The sequence below is a fragment of the Mesorhizobium sp. RCAM 05099 genome (assembly GCF_059683685.1).
Window position 1 is genome coordinate 5,748,212 of record NZ_CM185035.1, and the last position, 26,556, is coordinate 5,774,767.

General features: G+C 62.3%; 18 protein-coding genes, 1 tRNA gene and 2 pseudogenes. 4 read left to right on the forward strand and 17 right to left on the reverse strand.

Annotated elements, in window-relative coordinates:
* Positions 1 to 864: 864 nt before the first annotated feature.
* Positions 865 to 1,593, reverse strand: coding sequence for a hypothetical protein (locus tag AC56QQ_RS28340; RefSeq protein ID WP_489859805.1), 729 nt, complete (start codon positions 1,591 to 1,593; stop codon positions 865 to 867).
* Positions 1,594 to 1,762: 169 nt separating this feature from the next.
* On the opposite strand from AC56QQ_RS28340, the gene AC56QQ_RS28345 reads away from it, so the two are divergent.
* Together AC56QQ_RS28345 and AC56QQ_RS28350 are read left to right on the forward strand one after the other, a co-directional pair.
* Complete coding sequence (locus AC56QQ_RS28345) at positions 1,763 to 2,404, forward strand: TetR/AcrR family transcriptional regulator (protein ID WP_489859804.1); 642 nt, start codon at positions 1,763 to 1,765, stop codon at positions 2,402 to 2,404.
* Positions 2,405 to 2,494: 90 nt separating this feature from the next.
* The gene (locus AC56QQ_RS28350) at positions 2,495 to 2,875 is read left to right on the forward strand and encodes a hypothetical protein (RefSeq protein WP_489859803.1); all 381 of its coding nucleotides are present in this window, start codon (positions 2,495 to 2,497) and stop codon (positions 2,873 to 2,875) included.
* Between the two features lie 180 nt (positions 2,876 to 3,055).
* On the opposite strand, the gene AC56QQ_RS28355 is transcribed toward AC56QQ_RS28350, so the two are convergent.
* The 9 genes and pseudogenes from AC56QQ_RS28355 to AC56QQ_RS28395 form a co-directional block, all read right to left on the reverse strand.
* On the reverse strand, positions 3,056 to 3,223 hold the full coding sequence (locus AC56QQ_RS28355) for a hypothetical protein (protein ID WP_489859802.1): 168 nt from the start codon (positions 3,221 to 3,223) through the stop codon (positions 3,056 to 3,058).
* A gap of 357 nt (positions 3,224 to 3,580) precedes the next feature.
* Positions 3,581 to 4,510 (reverse strand): DUF2493 domain-containing protein, encoded by a 930-nt coding sequence (locus AC56QQ_RS28360; protein WP_489859801.1) that lies wholly within the window; start codon positions 4,508 to 4,510, stop codon positions 3,581 to 3,583.
* A gap of 321 nt (positions 4,511 to 4,831) precedes the next feature.
* The gene (locus AC56QQ_RS28365; RefSeq protein ID WP_489859800.1) at positions 4,832 to 5,893 is read right to left on the reverse strand and encodes a DUF7146 domain-containing protein; all 1,062 of its coding nucleotides are present in this window, start codon (positions 5,891 to 5,893) and stop codon (positions 4,832 to 4,834) included.
* 221 nt (positions 5,894 to 6,114) lie between these two features.
* A pseudogene (locus AC56QQ_RS28370) lies at positions 6,115 to 6,702 on the reverse strand (ParB/RepB/Spo0J family partition protein); the annotation flags it as partial.
* A 65-nt stretch (positions 6,703 to 6,767) separates the two neighbouring features.
* On the reverse strand, positions 6,768 to 7,175 hold the full coding sequence (locus AC56QQ_RS28375) for a DUF2958 domain-containing protein (RefSeq protein WP_489859799.1): 408 nt from the start codon (positions 7,173 to 7,175) through the stop codon (positions 6,768 to 6,770).
* A pseudogene (locus AC56QQ_RS28380) lies at positions 7,117 to 8,131 on the reverse strand (ArdC family protein). The gene AC56QQ_RS28375 and the pseudogene AC56QQ_RS28380 overlap by 59 nt, the downstream one beginning before the upstream one ends.
* A gap of 442 nt (positions 8,132 to 8,573) precedes the next feature.
* Entirely contained in the window at positions 8,574 to 9,935 is a 1,362-nt protein-coding gene (locus AC56QQ_RS28385; protein WP_497124167.1) for a DUF6538 domain-containing protein, read from the reverse strand.
* A gap of 125 nt (positions 9,936 to 10,060) precedes the next feature.
* Positions 10,061 to 10,137: transfer RNA gene (locus AC56QQ_RS28390), tRNA-His, on the reverse strand.
* Positions 10,138 to 10,485: 348 nt separating this feature from the next.
* The gene (locus AC56QQ_RS28395) at positions 10,486 to 10,944 is read right to left on the reverse strand and encodes a phasin (RefSeq protein WP_497124168.1); all 459 of its coding nucleotides are present in this window, start codon (positions 10,942 to 10,944) and stop codon (positions 10,486 to 10,488) included.
* A gap of 249 nt (positions 10,945 to 11,193) precedes the next feature.
* On the opposite strand from AC56QQ_RS28395, the gene AC56QQ_RS28400 reads away from it, so the two are divergent.
* Positions 11,194 to 15,057 carry a PAS domain S-box protein gene (locus tag AC56QQ_RS28400; RefSeq protein ID WP_497124169.1) on the forward strand — a complete coding sequence of 1,288 codons (3,864 nt, stop codon included), beginning with the start codon at positions 11,194 to 11,196 and terminating at the stop codon, positions 15,055 to 15,057.
* Between the two features lie 300 nt (positions 15,058 to 15,357).
* Here the strand turns inward: AC56QQ_RS28400 and AC56QQ_RS28405 are convergent, their stop codons facing one another.
* Positions 15,358 to 17,316, reverse strand: a complete 1,959-nt coding sequence (locus AC56QQ_RS28405; RefSeq protein ID WP_497124170.1) for an acetoacetate--CoA ligase — start codon at positions 17,314 to 17,316, stop codon at positions 15,358 to 15,360.
* Between the two features lie 315 nt (positions 17,317 to 17,631).
* Between AC56QQ_RS28405 and AC56QQ_RS28410 the strand changes: the two genes are divergently transcribed.
* Entirely contained in the window at positions 17,632 to 19,485 is a 1,854-nt protein-coding gene (locus AC56QQ_RS28410; RefSeq protein WP_497124171.1) for an AsmA family protein, read from the forward strand.
* Positions 19,486 to 19,491: 6 nt separating this feature from the next.
* Here AC56QQ_RS28410 and AC56QQ_RS28415 read toward each other — a convergent pair whose 3' ends face one another.
* The 6 genes from AC56QQ_RS28415 to AC56QQ_RS28440 form a co-directional block, all read right to left on the reverse strand.
* Complete coding sequence (locus AC56QQ_RS28415) at positions 19,492 to 20,310, reverse strand: ABC transporter permease (RefSeq protein ID WP_489859793.1); 819 nt, start codon at positions 20,308 to 20,310, stop codon at positions 19,492 to 19,494.
* On the reverse strand, positions 20,307 to 21,281 hold the full coding sequence (locus AC56QQ_RS28420) for an ABC transporter permease subunit (RefSeq protein ID WP_497124172.1): 975 nt from the start codon (positions 21,279 to 21,281) through the stop codon (positions 20,307 to 20,309). Before AC56QQ_RS28420 ends, AC56QQ_RS28415 begins: the two co-directional genes overlap by 4 nt.
* A 9-nt stretch (positions 21,282 to 21,290) precedes the next feature.
* The gene (locus AC56QQ_RS28425; protein WP_091582774.1) at positions 21,291 to 22,430 is read right to left on the reverse strand and encodes an ABC transporter ATP-binding protein; all 1,140 of its coding nucleotides are present in this window, start codon (positions 22,428 to 22,430) and stop codon (positions 21,291 to 21,293) included.
* A gap of 90 nt (positions 22,431 to 22,520) precedes the next feature.
* Entirely contained in the window at positions 22,521 to 23,618 is a 1,098-nt protein-coding gene (locus tag AC56QQ_RS28430) for a polyamine ABC transporter substrate-binding protein (protein WP_489859790.1), read from the reverse strand.
* 350 nt (positions 23,619 to 23,968) lie between these two features.
* Positions 23,969 to 24,922 (reverse strand): DMT family transporter, encoded by a 954-nt coding sequence (locus AC56QQ_RS28435; RefSeq protein WP_497124173.1) that lies wholly within the window; start codon positions 24,920 to 24,922, stop codon positions 23,969 to 23,971.
* A 135-nt stretch (positions 24,923 to 25,057) separates the two neighbouring features.
* Positions 25,058 to 26,500, reverse strand: a complete 1,443-nt coding sequence (locus AC56QQ_RS28440) for a helix-turn-helix domain-containing protein (RefSeq protein WP_497124174.1) — start codon at positions 26,498 to 26,500, stop codon at positions 25,058 to 25,060.
* Positions 26,501 to 26,556 lie beyond the last annotated feature (56 nt).

Sequence of the window (26,556 nt, forward strand, 5' to 3'; positions counted from 1 at the left end):
AGGATGTCGCACTGCAAAAGCGAACCCTGTTGTCCGGGTCTCGCGCCATCGTGCTCCCAACGTCCACCATCTGGCGAGAGGCAGGGTAGCACTGCCTTCGCCCTCCGGCGGCTTTTCCACCAGGGTAGGCATCAACGGCTCAATGAACTTCCGACCCATACGATACCCGCCTCCAGCGGTTAAATTAGCATGTGCTGAAATGGTTTTGGTAGTGTACAGTTCGCGCGACGACATCCCTTGCCCTTTGAGGGCCATGAAAGTGTATGAGGTCGGAACACGGCACATGGCACTGGCAGGCGCGATAGTTACGGCTGCCGCGCTGGAGAATGGTTCTGCGCTAGCGCACGGCCCTGATGGAAATTGGAGCTATCCCCCAGCTTGCTGTCATGGCGATCCGGTGACCGGAGAATGCGGCAAGATACCCAGCACTTCGGTGACGCCGCGCCCAGACGGATATGTCATCATCCTACGACCCGGCGACCACCGGAAAGTCACCCACCAGGACCGCTACTTCGTCCCATACGACGTCGTGATCCCATCCGGAGACGACAACTTTCACATCTGCCTGCACCCAACCGAGGAGCACGAGAACTGCTTCTTTGCTCCAGCGGACGCTATGTAACCGCCGTCAAAGGTTCGACTAAAAAGCCCGCCGGCGTTTGAGCCAGCGGGCTAACACAAGGACAGATCGCCAGGCGGTAACCGGCTGGATGAAGGCATTGACCCATGAGGCAATGGTGTCCGTGGTGACAAGATAAGCAGGACGCCGTCAAGGCATGCTATCAGGAATGGGTGCAACACTAACCCGGCATTGATGGCGTCGCACAAATCGGGTCCCTCGGCGCTTCCCTGGATATTGTTAGATCACGCCGCACCGGGCGATAGGTGCAACACACCTTCCGGCCTGAAATCTTCGATGGTGCTCGCGCGTATCCACAGCCAGCCGGCCAGGCAAGCGATGGCTATCGCAAGAACCACCAAGCCAAGGTCGAGGGCCCACTCCGGCACGAACGCACGGAGCGCAATAGGCACTGCGCCAATGACATAGAGAGCGAGTGGGATGCGTGGCACGCCTCTTACAAGGGCGAGAGAAATTACGAAGGCAAGCGTCCCAACCAGGAAAAGCAACGAACTTGCGACCAGAGCCAGCCCGAGTGGCCCGGCTCGCAGGTCGATGATCGTTGTCAGCGGAAGCTTCGAAAATACGAGATTGATCACAACCTCCACACCTTCCAAACTTGCTAACGCAACGAAGTTTAGGACAAACGCTATAGTGCCAAGCAGGCCAGCACGCCGTCCAGACGCTAGAAACAATCCCGCCACAAGACCGAGCGCCAGTATCTCTGCAAGTGGCGCCAGAAGCTGCGTTAGATCGGTGGTCGGGATGAGCGAGCTGCGCTTAGCCGCGTTGACCAAAAGAATAAATGCGCTTCCCACTCCGGCGATGGATGCAAGCCGATAAAGCGTAGCGCTGGTTATAGCCACGTTCGATTGGACGGCCGCTGAACTCAACGTCGGTCGAGGGTCTTCAGCTGGGCTTTGGACCGAAATGGACGATTGCGGTGGGTGCGTTTCGGCGTTTGTGGCGAGCATGTTCATTTCCTCCATCTGGGAGTTCGGCAACCGCGAAAGCCGCAGGCCTGTTCCGATCCCATTTGTAATCACTGATTACATCTTATCATCCATGTTGTAAACAGTGATTACATGATGCTCGCAGTCGTGATAGGCATGCGTTGTGCTGTTCAAGAGAACGAAGGACGAAATGCCAAAGGACAAGACGCCTGGCCGAACTGGCTACCACCATGGCAATTTGCGGCAGGCGCTGATCGATGCCGCTGTTCACCTCATCGAGGAGGATGGCCCCGACAATGTCAGCGTGCGCGAAGTCGCAAAGCGAGCGGGCGTTTCCCCCGGCGCTCCCTTTCGTCATTTCGCGAGTAAGACCGCATTGATGACGGCTGTAGCAGAGCAGGCAATGGGCCGATTCCGCGCGGAGATTGCGAACGCGGTCAAGAATGTCGCTACGGACGACCCGATTGAACGCTTTGCCGCTGTGGGAATGGCCTATTTGCGCTGGGCACTTCGAAACCCCACCCATTTCCAGATCATCTCCGCCAGGAGTCTCATTGATTGGGATAGTTCGGAGTCGCTGCGTCGCGATAACGAAGCGGTGCGTGCTTTGATGGAAGGGTCGATGGTAGAAGCTCAGCGACGAGACATGCTCCGGTCAAACGACATAGCAGAGACACAGATCGCCGCGAGGGCGCTGGTCTACGGGCTCGCACGCATGTGCATTGACGGACATTTTGCACAGTGGGGAGTGACGGGAAACACAGCAGAGCTAACCGCAGAGAATGCACTAGCACACTTCGTGACACTGGTTAGAAACGACCGGTCTTGGTGAACTAGCGCAGCTAGACAAATCCTGTGAAAAACAGCCGAAATAGCTGAATGTCGGCTATGCCAATCACGGCAAGCGGCGCACTGTCGCCGAATGGTGGCCGGGCACGTTGAGATGGTCCTGTTTGAGCAGTCTCTTGCTAATGCCGACGGCTTTCAGCGACCGTTTTCTGACCGCATAGCAGACGCCGCGGCAAAAACCTCAGGTTCAGTGCTGTTTGATGTCCGTATTGATGGTGACGCCAGCGTACAGCGAATGGCCGCGATTGGGTACAATGACGCAGAAACTGCAATCGTTGTGCTCGAGAAGACGGGTTATTTAAGATGCACGGCGGTTGACGGTGATGCCTCGACTTTGGTTACGGATTTGGCCGCATGGGAATCGTCTCCGCTACGCGAGCACGTGCAATCTGAGTACCATGGTACGGCACTGATCCTGCTGGCGAAGCTTCGTGTGTCCGGTCATCTTTCATGATCAGCGTTGTCATCTACCTCCGGCGAGCGTAAGCCGCCGCGCGGCTGAGTTTGTCGTACACACAATCGATCACGTATCGCTAGTCCAATGTTTTTGCCGGCAATTTAGTGGCTACAGCCAATGGGGCCAAGGCACATCGGCATGCCAGCGCCTGCCGGCCGTCAGGCGAGGCTCCCTCACCTATGCGGCGTGGGGGTCGATTTCAACGACGATCTCCGAGGCCTCTCCGTCAAATTCGTCCGCGGGCACGACCGTGAGCGCACCGTCGCCGGCCCGGAAAATGACGATGCTGACCATCAGACTGGTGGCGAGGCTGAAGGCGAAGGCGTTTGCTTCTGCGAGGGACATCGATCCGGCTCCTGTTTGGAAGCGGGGATCCGCCCCCCGTGACAGGCGCCCGATGTGTCCGGCCGAGGGCCGCAATCACCGCGAAGGCGAAGTCGAAGCGGCGGCACGCTTTGCGTAGTCTGACCCTTCATGGGTTGATGGCATCAGGCCCTAGGATGGACCAAGGAATCGCGCCTATGAACGCGGTGATCGATTCACAGTTTCGGTCGCAGGAGCCGATGAGACGTGAGGGATCGAGGCTTGCCCGACGCGCCTTCATCGCAATCGCCGCAGGAAGTGCCATGCCCCGGACTTCCACGCCGGACGAGCCCGGTCGCCGACGTGCACATCATGCCTCGCGCCGGTCGAGGCGCCCCTTCATGTGGCGCCGAACTTCATGACCGGGATGCCGAGCTTTCGGGCCTTGTCGGCGAGGTTGTCCTGGATGCCTGTGCCAAGGAAATGGATGACGCCGATCGGCAGGGCGTCGAGCATGACGTCGTTGCGTTTGAAGGGAGCGGCTTTGGCGTGCCTGGTCCAGTCGGGCTTGAAGGCGATCTGCGGAACCTTGCGGTTGTTGGCCCATTTGGCCGCGATCAACTCGGCACCCTTGGGCGATCCGCCGTGAATCAAGACCATATCCGGATGCTTGGCGTGGACCTGGTCCAGCTTGGCCCAGATCAGCCGATGATCATTGAAGTCGAGCCCGCCGGTGAACGCGACCTTTGGCCCCGGAGGCAAGAACGACTCGCTGTCGGCATGCTTCTTCGCGGCAAGGAAATCACGGCTGTCGATCATCGCCGCGGTGAGATTGCGGTGGTTGACCTTGGAGCCCGCGCGGGGTCGCCAGATCGAATGGGTATAGCGCTCGAAGTGCTCGGCTGCCTGATCGCGCATCAACTCGAAGGCATTGCGGCGTTCAAGCAAGGTCTGTCCTTGGGCGGTGAGCCGTTCAAGTTCGACGGACTTGACCTCGGATCCGTCCTGTTCGCGCTGTAGGCGCAGCTGCGACAGTTCGTTGTCATCGAGTTCGCGTTCGATCCGATTGGTCGCCCGATGGTACAGGTTGACGGTGCCCCAGAGCAGTTCCTCAAGGTCGGGCTCGAGGCGCGTATCGGAGAGCGTCGCCACGAGGGCATCGAAGATGTCGGCGATGCTGCCTGCGACCACGCTGGCCTCTGGAAGCGGGCGCGGATCGGGTTCGTCTTCGAAGGGCCGGTAGCCATAGAGTTGGAGTTCCTGGAGCACATGCTCCATTGAGGAGGACGCGTGCGGTGGTTCGAAGTCGAGGTGATTGTGATCGCTCATGGCGGCTTCCCTTGTGCCGGATCGGCCGCGCCCATCGCGGCCTTCATGGCGACGAGAGCGACGGGCGGACAGGTCTTGCACCCGCGGCGCCAGCCAAGGGCCGAAACGTCAGTGGAGGGTGGCGAAGCCCGGCTATTTTGTCTCGCGATGAAAAGGCCCGCAGGGCCGACGGAAAATAGCCGGGCGCAGCCATTGCCTGACCGGGTCGCGCGGCGCACCCGACCGCCCTCTTGAAGGCCGTGGGGCCGTCACGCCCGGCAAGGGAACCGAGCGCTGCCGCAACGATCGCTGCGACGTGCGCCACCGCTCACCTCCTCCCGGTCAGGCCGGCTGTGCCATGAAGCGGGCGATATCCTTAGGCGCGATCTGAAGCCGCAGCATCGCCCTGAGGGCATCGAGGCCGAGGAGATGCAGGTCCTCGTTGAAGTCACCGAGTTGCGGGGTCAGGACGACCGCTTCGATGCCTTCGCAATTGGCGCGTTCGATGAGGGTCGCCACCGCTCCATCCCCCGCCGGATCATTGTCGCGAGCGATGTAGAGACGCCGCAGCGTTTCGGGAAAGAGGATCGCGGACAGGTGCGCCGCCGAGAGGGCCGCGATCATCGGCATGGTGGGTAGCACAGAACGCTGCGACAGCATGGTCTCGATTCCCTCTCCGGCTGCCATCACGTCATTGCAGACCCCGAAGCGGACGCCGTGGCCAAGAAGATCGCCCATGGCCCGTCGGGGTGTATCGATCGGAGCTCGGCCGAGATGCGCCTCGCTGAAACCGGCTGGGTCGAGCCAGGTGCGATGCGCGCCGGTAAGCTTGCCGTCAAGGTCGGTCACCGCCGCGATCATTGCGGGCCAGGTGTCGGTCGGCGCCTCCTCGTCGGAGCGGTAGTAGCAGCGCGGGTGAAACCGAAGGCTTTCAGTTTCGTGCAATGCCGTTATGCCGCGTGCGTGCAAATACATCTCAACGAGCGTCCGTGAAATCGACCGCGACATGGAAAACAGCCGCCGCGCCGCCTCGACAGAACCCGCCGGGGCTGGAGGTGCATGCTTCCTACCTTGGGTTGAATCTGGAACTGGCTGGGGGATAGCCAAAAAGCTGCGCGCCTCGTCGGTCACATCCTTGAAGTCATGCAGGCCAAGCGATTCCTGGATGACGTCAAGCAGATCGCCATGCTCGCCGGTGGCGGCGTCGGTCCACTTGCCCGCAGCGCCCTTGCCCGAGTCCGGTCCTTTGAGGCGGACAAACAGGGAGCGCCCGGGTGCATTGTGGACATCGCCCACCAGCCAGTACCGGCCCTCGCGATGACCATTGGAAAGATAGCGGCGGCAAACCGCCTCAGCCTGACTACCAAGACGACGCGCCAGTTCGGAAGCATCTCGACGAGGCATCAGGCGACTTCCTTCTCGCCGATGCGTTGGACCGGATAGCGATCAAGTACCTTGGCAAGCACCGTGGGTCCGGTCGCGTCGGTGGGAACGAACATGCGCAGCTTCCAGGAAATGATCTCGTGGAACAGCCCGTAAGCAGAGAGCTGCTCGCGGATCGTGTCGGCAAAGCCCGACAGTTCGATGCGGTTGGCGCCCATGACGCGCACGCGGCGAAGATGGAGCTTCTGTCGTTGGTGATCGTTGCTGACCGAGAACGCCTCGAGTTGGGCGATCGTCATGCCGTCGTCGGCATAGATGTCGAGGAGCGCCGGTGACGCGGCGGTGAGCTTGAGCCGCTGCTTGACGATGTTGACCGAGATGAAGAAGGCCGACGCGATCTCCTCCTCCGATATGCCCTTGTCGCGCAGATCCTTGAAGGCCCGATACTGGTCGAGCGGATGAAGCGGTGCGTGCTCGATATTCTCGGCCAGCGAAATTTCCTCCGCAAGAATGGCGCCAGAGGAACTACCGACGACACACGGCACCGGCGCGGTCTTGGCAAGGCGCTTCTGCCTCATGAGCATTTCGAGTGCGCGATAGCGGCGGCCGCCAGCCGGTATCTCGAACATGCCGGTCTCCTGGCCATCGGCATCGGGGACGGCACGAACATGGATGCTCTGGATCAGGCCGCGGCGGGCGATCGAGGCGGCAAGGTCCTCGATCGAGACGCCGGCTTTGATGCGCCGGACGTTGGTTTGCGCAAGCAAAAGCTTGTTGAAAGGAATGTCGCGCGCGGACGACAGGGTGATCTTCTGAACGGCAGTGGTCATCTGGGTTCTCCGCGACGGGCGCCGAGAGCCTCTCTCTCAGTCCTGAACCCGTCGCGAAAATCCCTTCAAACCTCTTCCTCTCCTTCCCCTGGACATGATCTCGCACGCCGCTGCCCGTCGGCAGCGGCGTGCAGAACCTGTTCGCCCTGCGGGATGCTTCCAGTTGCCAGGGCAGCCTCGGCATAAGCCGAGATAGGCAACCGCCCCACGAAAAGGAGATCGCGTTCGATCGCCATGCCGAACGGCAGGCGAACCGACTGAAATTCCGAGAGACTGAAGCTGCTTAGTTCGGGATAGCCTATACCGAGATCGGCCAAGCCGAATAGGGTATCGCCGTCCTCGTCGAGTTCGGTCGCGAGCCAGGTGCCGGCGCCGACCGGATTGAAGAAACGCACAACCGGGACATGGTCGGCATCACGATCGCGGCCGTTGGCAAGAAGGCGCTCGCGCAGCTCTGGAGTCAAGAGGATCATGCCGCCCTCCTGTCGTCATCTCCTTCCACCTCAATCGGCGGTGCGACACCCCCGGAAGATGCCCTAGGAGCCAGTCGGCCGCTTTGCTGGCCTGGCCCGCGGCGCGCACAATGGCGCGATTGTCCTCTCACAAAACCTCGAGCCAGGACCCGATGTAGTCGGCATGCCGTACGGTGGGGACGATGCCCAGCGCGGCACAAGCGAAGGCCGCGCTGATCTCGGCCACCAGTTCCGCGAACGCATATTTCCTGGTGCTGAAGATCCGGAAAATCGCGGCCAAGCCGTGAAGGATGACCGGTGGCATGACCAAGCTCATGGAGGGCTGTGCGATGCCAGTTGATCGGTTCGAAGAAGGCCTGCGGCGGCGGCACCTGAACATAGTCGTGGGCTGGCGAGTAGTAGGCCCTGTTCCCGCCGATGCGGAATTCTATGGCGGTTGCCTTGATCAGTGCCTCAACCCGCGGCTCGGTCAACCTGATGTCGGGTAGCGGAGAGGAAACTGCGATTTCGTCGGGTAGACCGTCGCATTGCTCGATGTTGAAGACCCTGAAGCGTTTGAGGAATGGAACCGCTCGGGCATCCTCGCCAATTTCGCTGGCGCGTTTCTTCTCATCGTCCGGGACGAAGCGATCAGCAAAGACGACAGTGGTACCACGCTCACCTTTCCGGACATTTCCACCGAGTGAGATGGCCTGCCGAAAGGTCAGCCAGCTTTGCGTTGGAAAGCCATGTTCGACCACGGCGCCCCAGAGAATGAGTACGTTGATCCCACTGTAGGCTCTGCTGGTGGAGGCGTTTCGCGGCATCGACAATGGCGCCTTGGCGGCGGCGGTTCCCCATGACTGGACCCAAGGGAAACGACCGGCCTCCAGTTCGGAGATGATCTTGTTGGTGATATCATCATAGAGGTTGCTCCGGTCGGCCCCGGCGCGCGCTCGATTGTTTTGAAAAGACATCGCGGTTTCTCCGCGACGGGCGTCGGAGGCCTCTCCTCCGGCTCTCAACCCGTCACGGAAAATCCGGTCCCCACTCTCCCTCTCGTTCGCAGGCGTGGTTGCCCGCAACCTTTCTCATCGCACATCCCTCCTATTTGCACGCCGCAGCCACCGTTTGCGGCACGAACAGGAACTGCCACTTCCTTCTCTTTCAAATGTTCGCCTAGCGTGGGACATGCCGTGTCCTTGGATCTGCAAAGAGGTGTGGCGGTGAAGCGCTCCGCACCTGCGCCCAGGCCGATCACCGCTGAGCGTATCGAGCGCGCGCTCGACCGCGTGGCGGAAATTATCGTGGCGCGAGGCGACCAAGGCGAGGCATGGCTTCCACTATACGACCATCTAGAGCGGGCCTTGCGGGATCACCAGGCTAAGGAAGAACGCCTCGCAGCGGTGCGCCAGCGTGTCATACGATCGCGGGATCGAACGGCAGCGCGATCTTCATGAGTTCCTCCTGCCACATCTTCATGTCGCCACCCTCGCCGTATTTCGGGCGATCAATGGTATGGCCCATCAGCATGCGGCGAAGCTCCTCATCCAATCTAGCGTTCTTCATCCGGTCCTCAAACGAGTGGCGCAGCGAGTAAACCGTGTGCTCGTCCGTCGGAAATAACCCGTGTTTCTTGAAGTGCTTGTTCACTGTGGCCGACAGCTGAGCCTCGCGATCCCTGTAGCGAGGAAAGCCTTCAGGGTGCTTCTTGAACACCTCTAGAGCCACGCCAACCAAGGGAACCCTGCGCACCGAGGATTCCGTCTTGATCTCCCGGGGGTCCTCAGGGTCTTCCCCGGGCTCGACTGAGATGTGAGGCACATCGTGATCGAGAAGGATGACCCCGGCATGCAGGTTTGCAAGCTCGCTCGGGCGGCACCCGGTCTCGACGAATGCCAGGACGATACCTCGAGCCTGGTCGTTGAGCTGGGCCAATGCACCTGGCGCGAGGATCTTGTCCTTGATCCAGTCGGTCGGGAACGGTGGCCGGCTCCGTTTTGACTTGTCCTTGAACGAGAGATCGGCAAACGGGTTCTTCTGTTCGGGGAACCCCAGATGGCGGTAGTAGTCGCCATACAGCGTTCGGAGGTTGCCCATGTTCCGGTTGCCGGTCGAAGCCGAACGGTCACCCGGGCCATCCTCCGGCGCCACGCGGTCCAGCCAGTATTTGTGGACTTTGCGCGCGTCATCGCGCGTGATCTGGCCCATAGGCTTGTCTTCGACCAGTTCGATGAAAACGTCGACGCTCATCTTACGCTTGGCCTTCCAGCGCTTGCGCTGATCAGGACTTTTCGTGCGCAGCTCGTCGCGGACTATTTCGGAGAAGTACAGCTGGAGCGCTTCGGATATCTTGTCGTCTGGCTGTGCCACCATGCCCGCGACCGCATCCAAGACCGGAGATTTAGCCGGTTCCACAGCGGTAGTCTCTACGCGCCGCATGATGGTCTCTAGCGGCTCGGAGGCAAGAATTTCGCCAAGGGGCCGGTAAACGAACCCAAGCGATTCTGCTCGCTTCACAGCCAGCTTGTAACGGGCCAGCGCGGCGTGGGGATTTTCTCCAAGCAGCATTGCAGCCCAGAGCCCGTTATCCGCAGCCTCGTGGAGATCGCGCGCGGTTCTGGCTTTTGATCTGTCCCTCGTGTCGAGCGATCGGCGCACGAATTGGCCGCGATCATCAAGACCAATGACCTCTGTAGGGACCCTTCGTCGGTAATGGAAATAACCGTCCCTCAGGTGGAGGTAGCGATCAGGATCTTCCTCTTCGCGCCTTCGTCCCATGGCCTCGCGCCATTTGTATCACAATAGGTAGCACAATTTGTGACACAAAACCGCCTCCAGGGCAAGCTTGGAAGCCAACAATCAGGATTTTCTAAAACGAAACAGCTACTTATGGAAGAAGCCGATGGTACCGTTGGCTGGGATCGAACCAGCGACCTCCGGATCCACAATCCGGCGCTCTAACCATCTGAGCTACAACGGCACGTTTGCTGAGCCAGACCAAGGTGGAAAGTTCACTTTCCGTGATCCGCTCTGTCGTTCGGCGATGCGTCCTTACGGGCTAATGGATCTTAATTCAAGACTTTTGCTCGGCAAAGGTCGCTTCCCCACAACGGCATCGACTTTTCGTCGGACAAAGAAAAAGGCCGGCGGGAGGAGGTGCCGGCCTTTTCCTGTTACGAGCCAGCGGGAGGAGGTGCTGGCTGGTCACCCCGGGGAGCAGAGGGAGGAGGTTCCACTCGCCGGGTATTCCTTGATGGCTACCATCATATGCCTGATCGTTTTTAAGAAAATGCGACCTTTTGTTGCATCTACCGATCATGCAAAAATGTTAGGCAACCTTGATTTCCTTCATCGCCTTCTCGAAGGCGGTCTTGATCGGCTTGGAGACGTCCTCGGCCGCCTTGGTGGCGACGGTCTGGAAGTCCTTGGCCTGCTCGACGGTCATCTCGACGCGCTTGCGCAGGAACGCGGTCTGCAGTTCGACGACTTCCGACAGCGACTTGGCGCCGATCAGGGCTTCGAGATGCGAGAAGCCGGCCTCGGCATTGGCGCGCAGGGCGGAAATGGTCTTCAGCGACAGATCGCTGGAAACGGTCTTGGCGGTCTCAAGGCTCGACTCCAGAGCCTTCTGGGTTTCTTCGGCACCGGTCTTCAGCTTGGCATAGGCCTCTTTCGACTGCTCAACGCCCTTTTCGGCGAAAGCGCGGATCTGGTCGGTGGCCTTGGAAGCGTCGAAGCTCGGGAATTCAACGTTTTCGATGGTCTCGGCGGTCTTGGTCCTGGACATTTTTCCATCCTTTTCAGCGGTAGCGGCTTTGACAGAAAGCCGTCTCGTTCAGTTATGATGGCAATATAAAGGCAATTTTTGTGCATTGCAATATCTTTGTTGCAGTGCACCATAAATTCTTTACGGCCGTTAACCAAGAGCCCAAATTCCGGCCTTTGCACGTTCTGGCTTGTGGACCTTCGCGCCGCCGGCTTTTATTAACAAAGCGTTAACTGCAAATTCGCCGCTCCGTGAGGGTTCGCCAAGCGCATGCCGTCCGAATATTCCTTCCTCGACGTCGCCGTGCTCGATGCGGTCCGTCAGCGCTTTGCCGCCGGCGACGCGATCGCGATCCTGTCGGAGGATCTGGAACAGGTGATCTGGGCCAACGGGCCAGGTGCGGCGGTGTTCGGCTATCCCGACATCGAGGCCATTATCGGCGCCTCGGCGCAACTGCCGTTGATCGCCAGACGCCAGATCATGGCGACCAGTGGATTTCCAGTTATCGGCCGCGACCGCGCCATCATGGTGCGGCTGGCAACCGGCATGACCAGCCGCGCGGTCGGCTTCCTGGCCAGTGCGGTGACCATGCCGGACGCAGAGAAAGCGATCATGCTGGCGGTACCGGCTGCGCAGACAGGGTCGCGCAGCGCCGACGAGATCGCCGCACGCGCCATTAGCGGCTTCACCGAAGACGGTCATTTCATCGCCTTCATCGATGCCAAGGGCAACATCGAAGCGGCATCGGAAGGGTTTTCGGCCCTTGGCATCTTGCCGGGCACGCTGGCTGCCCTCGTCGCTGACGTTGCGTCAGGGAGCGACCGCATCGTCAAGCGCCTCGTTCCCGGCCGCACGGCCTCCTTTCCGGCTGGTCTCGCAAGATTGACCGAGGAACGGCATCTGCTGGTGGTGATCGACGAGGACCAGCTCGACGACAGGACCACAACCGGCGAACGCCCTGAATCCATTGCCGAGACCGCACCGGCTGGCAACGCTGTTGTCCAGCCGCAGCCGAGCCAGCACACCGGGACACCGACGGACGGACCGGGCGCCACGCAACCGGCCGAAGCTATCCCGGCATCGGAAGTGCATGAGATCGCCGACGCGGCCGGGCAGGCTCCGGCGGCAGTGAGCACGCCGGGGCAGCACGATCATTGGTACTTCAAAACCGACGAGGACGAGGGGCAACAGGCGAGCCGACCGCCCCAACCCGAAGCGCGGGCCGAAGAGGCCGTCCCGGAGAGTCCCGAGGAAAACACGAGACGGAATGACGTCCATGCCCCCTCGCCGACCGCGACTCCGGCCGCTCCGGCGATAGACCGCGCCGCGGCGCCGATACGCTTCGTCTGGCGCACCGATGCCGACGGCAAGTTCAGCGCGCTGTCGCCGGAATTCGCCGAGATCGTCGGCAAGCCCGCAGCCGACATCATCGGCAGGCGCTTCAAGGATGTCGCGGCAGCCTTCGGCCTCGATGCCTCCGGCGAGATCGCCGGTCTGCTGGAGCGGCGCGACACGTGGTCCGGCCGCTCCGTGCTGTGGCCGGTCGTCGGTACCGATCTCAAGATCCCTGTCGACCTGGCCGCCCTACCCGTCTACGGCCGCAGCCGTGCCTTCGAGGGTTTCCGCGGCTTCGGCGTTGCCCGCACCGGCGACGCGGTCGTCGATCCCGAGGCCATCGGCATGGCGCTCGTTCCCAATGGCCATGCGCCGGCGGCGCAAGAAACCGCCGAACCCGCGCCCGAGGCGCCGAAGACGCCAGACCCCTTCAAGGGCGAGGTGCCAGCGCTGACCATCGTGCCGAAACCGGAGCGGCGCTTTGCCGACAAGGTGATCCGGCTGGCCGAACATCGGCAGCCAGCCAATGACAAGGGCCTGTCGACGCTGGAACGCAGCGCGTTCCGCGAGATCGGCGAGCGGCTGAAGAAGGACAGTTCCCCAGTTGAGCCCCCAGAGGCCGAGAAGCCTGAGCTGGCGCCAGCAGTCCGGGCAGAGCCGCAATCCGAGGCCGCCGGCACGATCCTGTCGACGCAAGATGGCGGCCCGACTGCGGACGCCACCCCCAATGCTGGACCGGTGGATGCGGACCTCGAGCCGGCGGCTGACGCCGTGGGCGAGGCAAGCGCCGCCGAGCCCGCCGATATCGAGGCTGAGGACGAGAAGGATCTGGCACGGCTCGACGGCGCAGATCCAGATGAGACGATAGGAGAGGAAACCCTCCGGCCCAGTCCTTCGGGCTCGCTGCTCAACCTTGCCGACCGCGACGATGAACCGACCTATGTCGCCGACAACAGCGACGATGCGCCGGTATCCGCGGAAGCGACTGAGGGTTCAGCCAAAACCGCAGCTGGCGATGCCGAAGCGCAAACGGCGGCCGGCGGCACACCACAGGTGAACGACCCGGCCGCGGACGACGACAGCATGACGTCGGCGGATTTTCGCGACGCCGAGGACAATGAGGATTGGGCGCAGGCCGACGAGGAGGCCGCCGCGCCTGATAAACAGGCCGCTGCGTCCGCCAAGGAGACTGACAATCCGAGCGATGCCCTGGAGGCGCGCGTCGAACGGCCACGCCTTCAGGTGCCCCCGCTCAAGGTCGAAGGGTTCGTGCCGTCAGCGTTTTCGGCCGGGGATGAAAACCGGGGCCCTGATACCTCGCTCCTGGGCAAGCTCCCGGTGCCACTGCTGATCCATTCGGGCGATCAGCTGCACTATGCGAACGAGGAATTCCTCAACCTGACCGGCTACGAGGCGCTCGATGACCTGGCCGATGCCGGCGGTCTCGGCGCACTGTTTGCCGACCCCTACGCCGATGACGGCGCCTCTGACAGCACCGATCGCGCGCTGCGGCTGAAGACCCGTGGCGGAGAGGAATTCCCGATCGAGGCCATCCTGCGCTCGGTTCCCTGGCGCGACGGCAAGGCGCTGATGCTGGTCGTGCGCCGCTCCGGCGAGGATGACACGCCGGCAGCCCCGCATGCGGTCGGCGACGAGCAGACGCAGCCGGACGTTTCGGAGCTCAAGGCACGCATCGCCGAGATGCGCACCATCATCGACACCGCGACCGACGGCGTCGTGCTGATCGGCCGTGACGGCACCATCCGCTCGATCAGCCGTCCGGCCGAAGCGCTGTTCGGCTTCGACAGCGACGAGGTGACCGGCAAGCCGTTCGCCTCGCTGTTTGCCATCGAAAGCCAGCGCGCGGCGCGAGACTATCTCAACGGACTGTCCGAGCCCGGCGTGGCGAGTGTGATGAATGACGGCCGCGAGGTCATCGGGCGCGAGGCGCAAGGCCGCTTCATTCCACTGTTCATGACCATCGGCCGGCTGCCCAACGACAGCGGCTTCTGCGCCGTCGTGCGCGACATCACGCAGTGGAAGCGGGCCGAAGAGGACCTGACGCAGGCGCGCGCGGTGGCCGAACGCGCTTCCTCGCAGAAGACCGATTTCCTCGCCCGCATCAGCCACGAGATCCGCACGCCGCTCAATGCCATCATCGGCTTTTCCGAATTGATGGTCGACGAGAAGTTCGGCCCTGTCGCCAACGACCGCTACCGCGACTATCTGCGCGACATCAACCGCTCGGGCAATCATGTGCTCGACCTTGTCAACGACCTGCTCGACATCTCGAAGATCGAGGCTGGCCAGCAGGAGATGGCCTATGAGGCGGTGTCGCTTAACGACACGCTGGCCGAGACGGTGGCAATGATGCAGCCGCAGGCCAATCGCGAACGCGTCATCATCCGCTCGAGCTTCGCTTCGCGACTGCCGGAAGTGGTGGCGGACCTGCGCAGCGTGCGCCAGATCGCGCTCAACATCCTGTCGAATGCCATCCGTTACACCCAGGCTGGCGGCCAGGTGATCGTCTCCACCGCCTATGAGACGTCGGGCGACGTCGTCATGCGGGTGCGCGACACCGGCATCGGCATGAGCCAGGCCGAGATCGAGCAGGCGCTGAAGCCGTTCAAGCAGATCAACGCCCTGAAGCGCGGACGCGGCGACGGCACCGGGCTTGGACTGCCGCTGACCAAGGCAATGGTGGAGGCCAACCGCGCCCGGTTCACCATCAATTCGACGCCGGGAGAAGGAACCCTAGTCGAGGTCGCGTTTCCGTCGACCCGCGTGCTCGCGGAATAGGCCTCCCGCAATTCCGGACGGAAAAACCGTTTCGCACTCTTCCCGGAATTGCCCCGGCAAAGAAAAGGCGCCCAAAGGACGCCTTAAGAGATGGGATTGCTGTCACAACGGGGGCTTGAGCGAATTCAGATCCTCCGGGGATGTGGAGGAACGGGATTTCTCCCTCAAGTTACATGCGACTATCGACGCCGGGCCTTAACAACTCCTTACCGGCGCGGCGGAAAGTTTACGAATGTGTACCACTCATGAAATCTAGGTAAATTCTACCGACAGGTTTCGTTAACCATTACGACTGCCCGGTCACTCGGCCAGTTGCGGCAGGTTCTTGAACAGTTCCAGCGCTTCGGGGTTGGCCAGCGCCTCCTTGTTCTTGATGGCGCGGCCATGCACCACGTCGCGCACCGCCAGCTCGGTGATCTTGCCTGATTTGGTGCGCGGGATGTCGGTGACGGCGACGATCCTGGCCGGAACATGGCGAGGGCTCGCCCCGGTGCGGATTTTGGAGCGAATACGTTTTTCCAGATCGTCGTCCAGCCGCACACCCTCCGCCAGCCGCACGAACAGCACGACGCGCACGTCATTGTCGAAATCCTGGCCGATGCACAGCGCCTCCAGAATCTCGGGCATCTGTTCGACCTGGTTGTAGATTTCCGCCGTGCCGATGCGCACGCCGCCCGGATTGAGCGTGGCATCGGAACGGCCGTGGATGATCAGGCCGCCATGGTCGGTCCATTCGGCGAAATCGCCGTGACACCAGACATTGTCGAAGCGCTCGAAATAGGCCGCCTGGTACTTCTTGCCCTCGGAGTCGTTCCAGAAGCCGATCGGCATCGCCGGAAAGGCTTTGGTGCAGACCAGTTCGCCCTTCTGCTGCCTGACCGGCTTGCCGTCGTCGTCCCAGACATCGACGGCCAGGCCGAGGCCGGGACCCTGGATCTCGCCGGTCCACACCGGTTGCGTCGGAACGCCAAGCACGAAGCAGGAGACGATGTCGGTGCCGCCGGAGACCGAGGCCAGGTGGACATCCTTCTTGATGCCGTCATAGACGAAGCGGAAACCCTCCGGTGACAGCGGCGAGCCGGTGGAGGAAATCGCCCGCACGGTCGACAGATCATGCGTGCGGATTGGCTCGAGACCGGCCTTGCGCACGGAATCGATGAATTTGGCCGAGGTGCCGAAAAAGGTCATCTTCTCGGCATCGGCGAAGTCGAACAGCACATTGCCGTCGGGATAGAAGGGCGAGCCATCGTAGAGCAGCAGCGTGGCGCCTGACGCGAGGCCCGACACCAGCCAGTTCCACATCATCCAGCCGCAGGTGGTGAAGTAGAAGAAGCGGTCGCCGTCGATCAGCCCGGCATGCAGCCGGTGTTCCTTGACATGCTGGATCAGCGTTCCGCCGGCCGAATGGACGATGCATTTGGGAATGCCCGTGGTTCCGGAGGAAAACAGGATGTAAAGCGGGTGCGCGAACGGCAGCCGCTCGAAGCCGACGGGCTTGACGGCAAACGGCGACAGCGCCTCTTCCAGCGCCACCGCCTTGTCGATGGTTGCGGCAACATCGGTCGAGGTGCCGAGATAGTCGACGACCAGAACCTTGCGGACCGTGCCAAGCTTGGCCGCAACCGCGGCGATCTTGTCGGCGACCTCGATCGCCTTGCCATTGTACCAGTAGCCGTCGGGCGCGATGAAGACGACAGGCTCGATCTGACCGAACCGGTCGAGCACGCCCTGCTCGCCGAAATCGGGAGAGCAGGACGACCAGACGGCGCCGATCGAGGCGGCGGCCAGCATGGCGGCAACCGTCTCCGGCATGTTGGGCATCATCGCCGCGATGCGATCGCCCTTTTTCACCTTGAGCGAGAGGAAAAGCTGCTGCAAACGCGAGGTCAGCGCATGCAACTCGTTCCACGACAGCCGGCGTTCGACCTTGTCCTCGCCGCGAAACACGATGGCCTCGCCAGAGCCGGTCTTCTTCAGCAGGTTTTCGGCGAAGTTCAGCGTTGCGTCCGGGAAGAAGGAGGCGCCGGGCATCTTGTCGCCGTCGACGAGCACGAGCTCGCCCTTGTCGCCGACTATGCCGCAGAAATCCCACACCAGGCTCCAGAATGCCTCGCGATCGTCGACCGACCAGCGGTGAAGGTCGGCGTAGGAGGAGAAGCTACCGCCGGTTTTCGCGGCTGCAGCCTTCATGAAAGCGGTCAGCGGCGCGGCGTCAATCTGGTCTTGCGTCGGGGTCCAGAGTGGTGCGTCGGCAGCCATGATCGTTCCTCCTTAAAGCGTGTCGCGTCTGAGAGAATCCATGCAGCGCGCTTTAAACTCTGCTTTAGGCATGCCGCTGTCCCAAAACCGCCACGAACCCTCTTGGCGCAGGCTTTGGGCGACATGCGTCAGGCTGCATCGCTTATGCATATCGCAGCGCAGCAGAGCAAGATTTTGTTCGGCCGATACGGCCAGATGTGCGCAAATGCCATCGCCGGGCCATAAAGACTTGAAATGCGTCGGCCCTAAGTCGTAGTGACGACTGGGGTTACACCCGTCAGGCGATTTTGTCGGAATGAAAGCATACGAGGCGAGATGCCATCCCCTTTGATCCGGCGTGGCGTATGGGCGATCGGCACCGCCGTGATCGTCATCGCGCTGATCGTTGCCGCCCTGCCGCTGATCGCTTCCACCCGTATCGTACGCGACCGCATCGCCTGGGAAATGAGTGCGTGGAGCGGCTTCCGCGTCGCCATCGAAGGCTCGCCGCGCATCGAGGTCTGGCCGAATTTCCGGGCGATCCTGACCGATGTGACGCTTTCGCAATGGACGGACATCGACGCACCGCCGGTCGTCGAGGCCGAGCGGGTCGAGGTCGATCTCTCCGCGATGGCGGCACTGCGCGGCGATGTGGTGTTTTCGACGGCGCGGCTGGTGCGACCGACGATCCGGGTCCAGCGTATGGCGACCGGCCTCTTCCTGCCCGCCGTTCCGACCGGCGGACGCATCGCGCGTTCCATCGACACGGCGCGCGGCGTGGTCAATGCCGACCCCGCCAAGCCGGACCTCGACAAGCTGCCGGCCGACACTTTCGGCACCGTGGAGTTCCGTGACGGCCGCATGGTGGCTTCCGTCGGCGGCAAGGATGTCGAGGTCCTGAGCAGCCTGACCGGCCAGGCGACCTGGGCGGCGATGAACAGCAATGCGACGCTGTCGGCGACCGGGATCTGGCGCGGTGAAAGCGTCGCCCTGGACGTCGCCTCGCCGAAACCGCTGGTGCTGTTTGCCGGCGGCACGGCGCCGCTCACGCTGTCCTTCAAGGCAGCGCCCGCCACCTTCTCTTTCGACGGCACCGCCAGCATGTCCGAGAACGCCTATTTCGATGGTCAGGCCAAGTTCTCGGCGCCGTCGTTGCGGCGGGTTCTGGAATGGGCGCAGGCCGGCATCGCTCCGGGCGCCGCGATCGGCTCCGTCAGCATTTCGAGCAAGGTCACGGCGACGGCCGGGCGCGTCAAGTTCGACAACACCGCGCTCTCCCTGGACAACAATCCGGGGATGGGGGCGCTGGACCTCTCGCTTGGCGAGGCACAACCGGTGATCTCCGGCACGCTCGCCTTCGATACACTGGACCTCAGGTCGTTCCTGTCCGCCTTCACGCCGCTGGCGCCAACCGCTGGGGCCGGTCAGGCCGAAATCGACACAAGTTTCGCCGACCGGATCAACCTTGATCTCAGATTGTCGGCGGCGCACGCCACGGCGGGCACCATTCAGTTGGCCGACGTCGCCGCCACCGCCCAGGTCAAGGATGGGCTTTCCGTCTTCGATATCTCCGATGCCTCGGCCTTCGGCGGCAACATCCAGAGCAGCCTTCGTTTCGACCGCAAACCGGAAGGCACCCAGGTCGAGATCCGGCTGCTGGCCTCCGACATCGACGGCGGTGCTTTCGCCACCGCAGCGGGGATGACGCGGCTGGTGCCGGTCGGCACGGGGACCGTCTCGGTCATCCTCAAGGGACCCGGCAGAACCTGGGACTCCATCTTCGACAATGCCGACGGCTCGGTCACGGCAACCTTCGGACCCGGTGCGTTGAGCAAGCTCAATCTGCCGGCCTTCCTCAAGCACACCGAACAAGGCGGCTTCTTCGCGCTCGACGACGTTTCCGACGGGACGCTGCCGATCGACGGCGCCGAGATCAAGGCCAGCATTTCGAAAGGCGTGGCGCGGATCGACAAGGCCGAAGCCAATTCGGCGAAGTTCAAGATCTGGCTGTCCGGGATCGCGTCCTACGCGGGACGGGGACTGGCCCTGTCCGGCGGCGTCATTCAGGCGGACCAGGCGGCAGCGCAGACCAATGGCCAGCAAGGCCCCAACCAGTCATCGTTCTTCGTCGGCGGGACGTGGAGCACGCCGTTCATTTCCCCGATCAGCCGCGGCGTCTCGGGGGAATAGACCGCATCACCCGCGCTGCGCGGCCTGTTCGTCGAGCTGACGCTGCACCTCGCGCCGCTTGTTGGCAACCGAAGCGATGATGACGCCGACCGCGACAACGGCGATCAGGATGGTGCAGGCGGCGTTGATCTCCGGCGTCACGCCGAGACGAACCTGGCTGTAGATCTTCATCGGCAGCGTGGTGGCGCCGGGCCCGGAGGTGAAGCTGGCGATGACCAGATCGTCGAGCGAAAGCGTGAAGGCCAGCATCCAGCCGGACACGATCGCCGGCATGATGACCGGCAGCGTGATCTGGAAGAACGTCTTCACCGGCGTTGCGCCAAGATCCATCGCAGCTTCTTCCAGCGAGCGGTCGAAGCTTATCAGGCGCGACTGCACGACGACGGCGACGAAGCACATAGTCAAGGTGATGTGGGCGAGCGTGACGGTGAGGAAGCCGCGGTCGAGACCGACAGCCACGAAGAGCAGCAGCAGCGACAGGCCGGTGATGACTTCCGGCATGACCAGCGGCGCAAACACCATGCCGGAAAACAGCACCCTGCCCCTGAACCGCGTGTAGCGCGTCAAGGTCAGCGCCGCCAGCGTGCCGAGCACGGTCGCCACCGTGGCCGAAATGACGCCGACGCGTGCCGTGACCCAGGTGGCGTCCATCAGGCCCTGGTTGTGGAACAGCGATACGTACCATTTGGTCGAGAAGCCGCCCCAGACGGTGACCAGTTTCGACTCGTTGAAAGAAAACACAATAAGCAGGACGATCGGCAGGTACAGAAAGGCAAAGCCCAGCACGATCGAGGTGATGTTGAACCGGCTCCAGGTGGTGTTCATTTGTCCTGCTCCTGGGCACGCGCCTGGGCCTGCTGGAAGAGCATGATCGGCACGGTCAGCAGCAGCAAAAGGATGACCGCAACGGCCGACGACACCGGCCAGTCGCGATTGGCGAAGAATTCGTTCCACAGCGTCTTGCCGATCATCAGCGTCTGCGATCCGCCCAGCAGGTCGGGAATGACGAACTCGCCGACGGCGGGGATGAACACCAGCAGACAGCCGGCGATGACGCCGGGCAGCGACAGCGGGAAGGTGATCTTCCAGAACGCGCTGGTCGGCGGGCAGCCAAGATCCTTGGCCGCCTCGATCAGCGAATAATCCATCTTTTCGAGTGACGAATAGAGCGGCAGCACCATGAACGGCAGGTAGGAATAGACAATGCCTATGAAGATCGCCGTGTAGGTGTTGAGGATGATCAGCGGCTGGCTGATGATGCCGGTGGCAAGCAGCAACTGGTTGAGCAGGCCCTCGGGCTTGAGGATGCCGATCCAGGCATAAACCCGGATCAGGAACGAGGTCCAGAACGGCAGGATCACCAGCATCAGCAATGTCGGGCGGATCGTTGCCGGCGCGCGCGCCATGCCATAGGCGATTGGGTAGCCGACGAGCAGCGTCAGGACCGTCGAGATCGCGGCAATGATAACGCTTGTCACATAGGCATTGAAGTACAGCGCGTCCTGCGTCAACCACACGTAGTTATCGATGCTGAGCTGCTTCAGCTGGCCGAAAAAACCGGAAATGCCGCCACTGAAATCAAGCACGGGCGTGTAGGGCGGCATGGCGATGGCCGTCTGCGACAGCGAAATCTTGAAGACGATGATGAAGGGGATGAGAAAGAAGAACAGCAGCCAGACATAGGGGATGATGATGACCAGACGGCTGACGAAGGCCGCGCCCAGCCTGGCCGGAATGGATTTTCCGGCACTGGCTGCCGGAGAGGCTGATGCGGCGGTGACGGCGGCGTTCGACATGATCGCCCCCTACCGCGTCAACACGACGCCGGCGTCGGGCCGGAAAGAAACCCAGGCCCGGTCGTTCCAGCTCAGCGGATCCTCGGTGATGCGTGCCGCGTTCATCGTGCTCGCCCGCACCATCTGCCCGTCGTCGAGCCTGACATGATAGACGGTCATGTCGCCGAGATAGGCGATGTCGTAGACCTCACCCTCGAGCGCATTGACGGCATCGACCGGCTTCTTCGACGAAATCTTGATCTTCTCCGGCCGGATGGCGAAGACGATGTCAGCGCCTGCGGCGGTGTCAACGGCGTTGTCGACGACGATCTGGGCTCCGCTGGCGCCGGCGATGCGTGTTGTCTTTGCCGTTCGCTCGGCAACCTTGCCCTCGAACATGTTCACGTTGCCGACGAAGTGGGCGACAAAGCGCGAGGTCGGGGCTTCATAGACTTCGGCCGGCGTTGCCACCTGCATCACCTCGCCCTTGTCGATGATGGCAATGCGGTCGGCCATGGTCATGGCTTCTTCCTGGTCGTGGGTGACGACGACGAAGGTCAGGCCGAGATTCTGCTGCAGGTCCATCAGTTCGAACTGCGTTTCCTCGCGCAGTTTCTTGTCCAGCGCGCCGAGCGGTTCATCGAGCAGCAGCACCTTCGGCCGCTTGGCGACGGAGCGGGCAAGCGCGACACGCTGGCGCTGTCCGCCGGACAGTTGATGCGGCTTGCGCTTGGCGAACTGTTCGAGCTTGACCAGCCTGAGCATTTCGGCGACGCGCTTTTCGATATCGGGCGCGGACATGCCTTCCTGCTTGAGGCCAAAGGCGATGTTCTTCTCGACCGTCATGTGCGGAAACAGGGCATAGGACTGGAACATCATGTTGACCGGCCGCCGATAGGGCGGGATGCCGCGCAAATCCTGGCCATCCAGCAGGATGCGACCGGAAGTCGGCTCCTCGAAGCCGGCGAGCATGCGCAGCAGCGTCGATTTTCCGCAACCGGAGGCACCAAGCAAAGCGAAGAACTCGCGCTCGAAGATGGTCAGCGACAGATTGTTGACGGCGGTGAAGTCCCCGAACTTCTTGGTGACGTTATCGAACTGGATATATGGCTTGGCGTTCGGATCATTCCATGGCGCGAAATCCCTGCGGATGCTGCCAAGCGATTTCATGTCCCACTCCGTCCTTATTCTTGATTCTTGCTTCTTGCCCCGGAAAAGAAACGGTCCCGGCAGGTGGCTGCCGGGACCGTGTCGGATTGCCTACTGGCCAGTGACGATCTTGGTCCAGGTGCGGGTGACGACGCGCTGGGTCTTGGGGTCGTAGGGCGAGACCGTGTAGAGCTTCTTTATCGTCTCGGCATCGGGATAGACCGAAGGATCATCCAACAGTGCCTTGTCGACGAATTGCTGCGAAGCCTTGTTGCCGTTTGCGTAGAGCACGTAGTTCGACGATTTGGCGATGACTTCCGGCTTCATCATGTAGTTGATGAACTCGAGCGCCTCGGCGACATGTGGCGCATCGGCAGGGATCGCCATCTGATCGAACCACATCTGCGCGCCTTCCTTCGGTACGGAATAGCCGATCTCGACACCCTGCTTGGCCTCGACCGCACGGTTGCGGGCCTGGAAGACGTCACCCGACCAGCCGACCGCCAGGCAGATATCGCCGTTGGCGAGTGCGTTGATGTATTCGGAAGAATGGAACTTTCTGATGTACGGCCGGACCTTGAGCAAGGCCTCCTCGGCCTTGGCGATATCGTCGGGCGAGGTGCTGTTCGGGTCGAGGCCGAGATATTTCAACGCCGCCGGAATGATATCGGCCGGCGAGTCCAGCACGTAGACGCCGCAGTCCTTCAACTTGGCCAGGCTGTCGGGATTGAAGAACACATCCCAGCTGTCGATCTTGTCGGTGCCGAGCGCGGCCTGCACCTTCTTGATGTTGTAGCCGAGACCAACGGTACCCCACATGTAGTTGACCGAGTATTCGTTGCCGGGATCGTATTTGGCGGTTCGCTCCGAAACCGTGTCCCACATGTTGGAAATGTTCGGCAGCTTCGACTTGTCGAGCTTCTGGAACACGCCGGCCTGGATCTGGCGCGCGAGGAAGTTGCCGCTGGGCACGACGACGTCGTAGCCGCTGCCGCCGGCAAGCAGCTTGGTCTCAAGGATTTCGTTGGAATCGAAGGTGTCGTAGACGACCTTGATGCCGGTTGTCTTGGTGAAATCGTCGATGATCGAGCTGTCGATGTAATCCGACCAGTTGAAGACGTTGACGACACGGTCCTCCGCGTGGCCCCCGACAGTGAAAAGCGTCAGAAATGCCGAGGTTGCCGAAAGCCAGAGCGCTTTGCGGATCATGCTATTCTCCTTTGATGAGTGTTCCTTCGCCGGCTCGTCGCGGACCCCGCGCGACCGGGCATTTGTTTCAGACTATTGGGCTTTCCAGGGAGCGACAAGCGCGAACTGCCGGCACTAAGGGGGTGGTTCGATGCGCGGCAGGTGATGGCTCCGTGTCCCTGTCTCGGCCTGGGAGGCGTGCCGATACCGTCAGAGGCTTTCGCCGTGGCGTGGGCAGAGATACGATGATGTGGTCCGGTCTCGATCTGACCGGCAGGGAGACTTGGCAAGATAAGCCTGTCTTGTTGTTGCCGTATTCCCAGCCTGCCCGGGCGGCAACGACGTTGTCAATGGCAAAGCTGCAGACCGCGTCAATTAGGCGACGGCACCCCGGTGACCCCCGCGCGCACGGGCCGTGTCTGGCGCTTGAACTCGAGCCCGATATGGACGAGCAGCGCCGTGACCACCACAGCGCCGCCAACGATGGTGCGCCCGGACGGCACCTCGGAATGAATGAGCCAGACCCATATCGGCCCGAGGATCGGCTCGAACGTGCCGAGCAGCGCCGCGATGGCCGCCGGGATCAGCCGTGCGCCGGTGGCGAAGAAGGCGAGGCCGAGGCCAAGATTGACCACGCCGAAGGCGAAGAGAAAGCCCATGTCGCCGGCCGATACGGTGAAGGTCGAAGCCTGCGAGGCGGCAAAGCCCGCCGCCAGGATCGTGCCGAGACAGGTCGCCGGCGTCATGCGCACGCTGGAAAACCGCCGCGTGATGACGGTGGCGATCGAGAACATGAGCGCGATCAGCAGCGCCAGCCCATCGCCGATCGGCGAAACGGCGCCGTCAAGGGATTCCGACACCATGATGGCGACGCCGGCGATGACGGCGGCAATCGCCAGCCAGGTCGAGACAGTCACCCTTTCGCGAAAAAGTACCCAGGCAAAGAGCGCCGCCAGAAGCGGCACGCCGGCCTGCATCAACAGGATGTTGGCGACGGTGGTGTAGGCAAGTGCCACGACGAACGCGGTCGATGCGATGGCGAAGCAGAACCCCACGGCAAGGCCGGGAAGGCCCATGTCGCGGAACAGTCTCAGCGTGCCGCGCCAGCCGTCGCGCCAGACCATGAAGCAGAGCAGGAACGCGGCAGCCCAGACGGAGCGCCAGAACACCACGGTCCAGCTGTCGTCGACGCTGATGAAGCGGGCGATGGTGCCGCCAAAACTCCACATCAGCGCCGACAGGAACACCAGCAGGAAGCCGATCCGCTCCTCCCGTTGCGGGGCGGGCGCTGCAACAAGGGTCGGCGATGATGCTGTGTCGGTCATGGGCGCGACTGTCGAGCTTTTGTGGACGGGACGATGCGCAAGGGACGACAGAAAAGTACCCTGTTCGCGTAACGCAAAGGCGAAGGCCAGGGGTGAGCCAGAGACCGGCGACAATTGTGGCACCTTGCCACGGCGTCACTGGAAGTCGAAGGCACTCAAGCCCGTCACCATCTCGTCGAGGCCGAGTGGACGCGTCACCGGTGGTTCGGCGCGCGCCAGGCAGCCGACACGTTCGCAAAGCCGGCAGGCAGGCCCGACCGGCGTCGCCGCAACGTTGCCGGCCTTTGCGGTGGTTGCCGTGCCAGGTAGTGCCGCGCCATAGACGATGTCGTCACGAAAGCCGATGTCGCAACCGAGCAGCAGCGCCGTGCGGCGCGGGCGCTCGGAGAATGCGCCTTGCGGTCCCTCCAGCGTGCGGGCAATGCACAGGAACTCGGCGCCGTCGGGCATTTCCACCGCCTCGACGAAAATCTGGCCGGGCTGGGTGAAGGCGACATGCACAGGGAGCTTGGGACAGCCGCCACCGAAGCGGCTTTGCGGAAAGCCCTGGCTACCGGCCTTGCGAAAGCGATTGCCGGCATTGTCGACCTCCAGCATGAAGAACGGCACGCCGAGCGCGCCTTGCCGCTGCAGCATGGTCAGCCGGTTCGCCGCCTGCTCGAAGGAGACGCCGAAGCGCGAACGCAGGACGTCGATGTCGTAGCGGGCACGCACGGCAGCCGCATGAAAGGCCTGGTAGGGCATCATCAGCGCATGCGCCGCATAGCGGCCGAGTTCGAAGCGGGCGAGGCGGCGGGCCTCGTCCGTGCCCAACTTGAGTGCCTGGATCTCGCCGGCGACCGCAACCGTCATGCGGATCAGGCAGGCTTCCATCGCGACCTCGCGCAGCTGGTCGAACGGTGACAGGCGTTCGGACAGGAACAGGCGCTGCGAATGGCGATCATAGCGACGGCGCCAGTTCGGCATGGTAGCGACAGGCAGCACCTTGACCACGATGCCGTATTCGCGCTTCAGCCAGGCCTTCAGCGCACCGAACAGGTCGTCGCCGGGATCGAGCACCGAGGTGAATGCCGCGGCTTCCTCTTCAAGCGCCGCGAAATGGTTCGGCCGCCGCTCGAAGATCTCGTGCACCTCGTCGATCGGCAGGCGGGCACCGGAAAGGGCCGTCGCCCGCCCCTCGCGCGCCAGCAGCTCGTTGAGGTCGGACAGGCGCTCGGCCTGCTCGCGATAGGCGCGAAACAGCTTTATCACCGCCGCCGACGCATTGGGCGCCGCCTCGGCAAGCTCGATCAGCTCCTGATCGCCGGGCAATTCGCCAACCAGAAGGGGATCGGTGAACACTTCCTTCAAGGCGGCGACAGACCCCCTTGCCTCGCCCTGAAGTTCGTGTGGGTCGACCTTGTAGACGGACGCCAGCTTGAGGATCAGCTGTACGGTCAAAGGCCGCTGGTTGCGCTCGATCAGGTTGAGGTAGGAGGGCGAGATACCGAGGCCCTCGGCCATCGCCGTCTGGGTCAGGCCCTTGGCGTTGCGGATGCGGCGGATGCGCGGCCCGGCAAATATCTTCTGATCAGCCATCGACTGTCCTTGACAGGAATTTACACGACTTTCGCGATAATTTCGCTCCGCCGCCC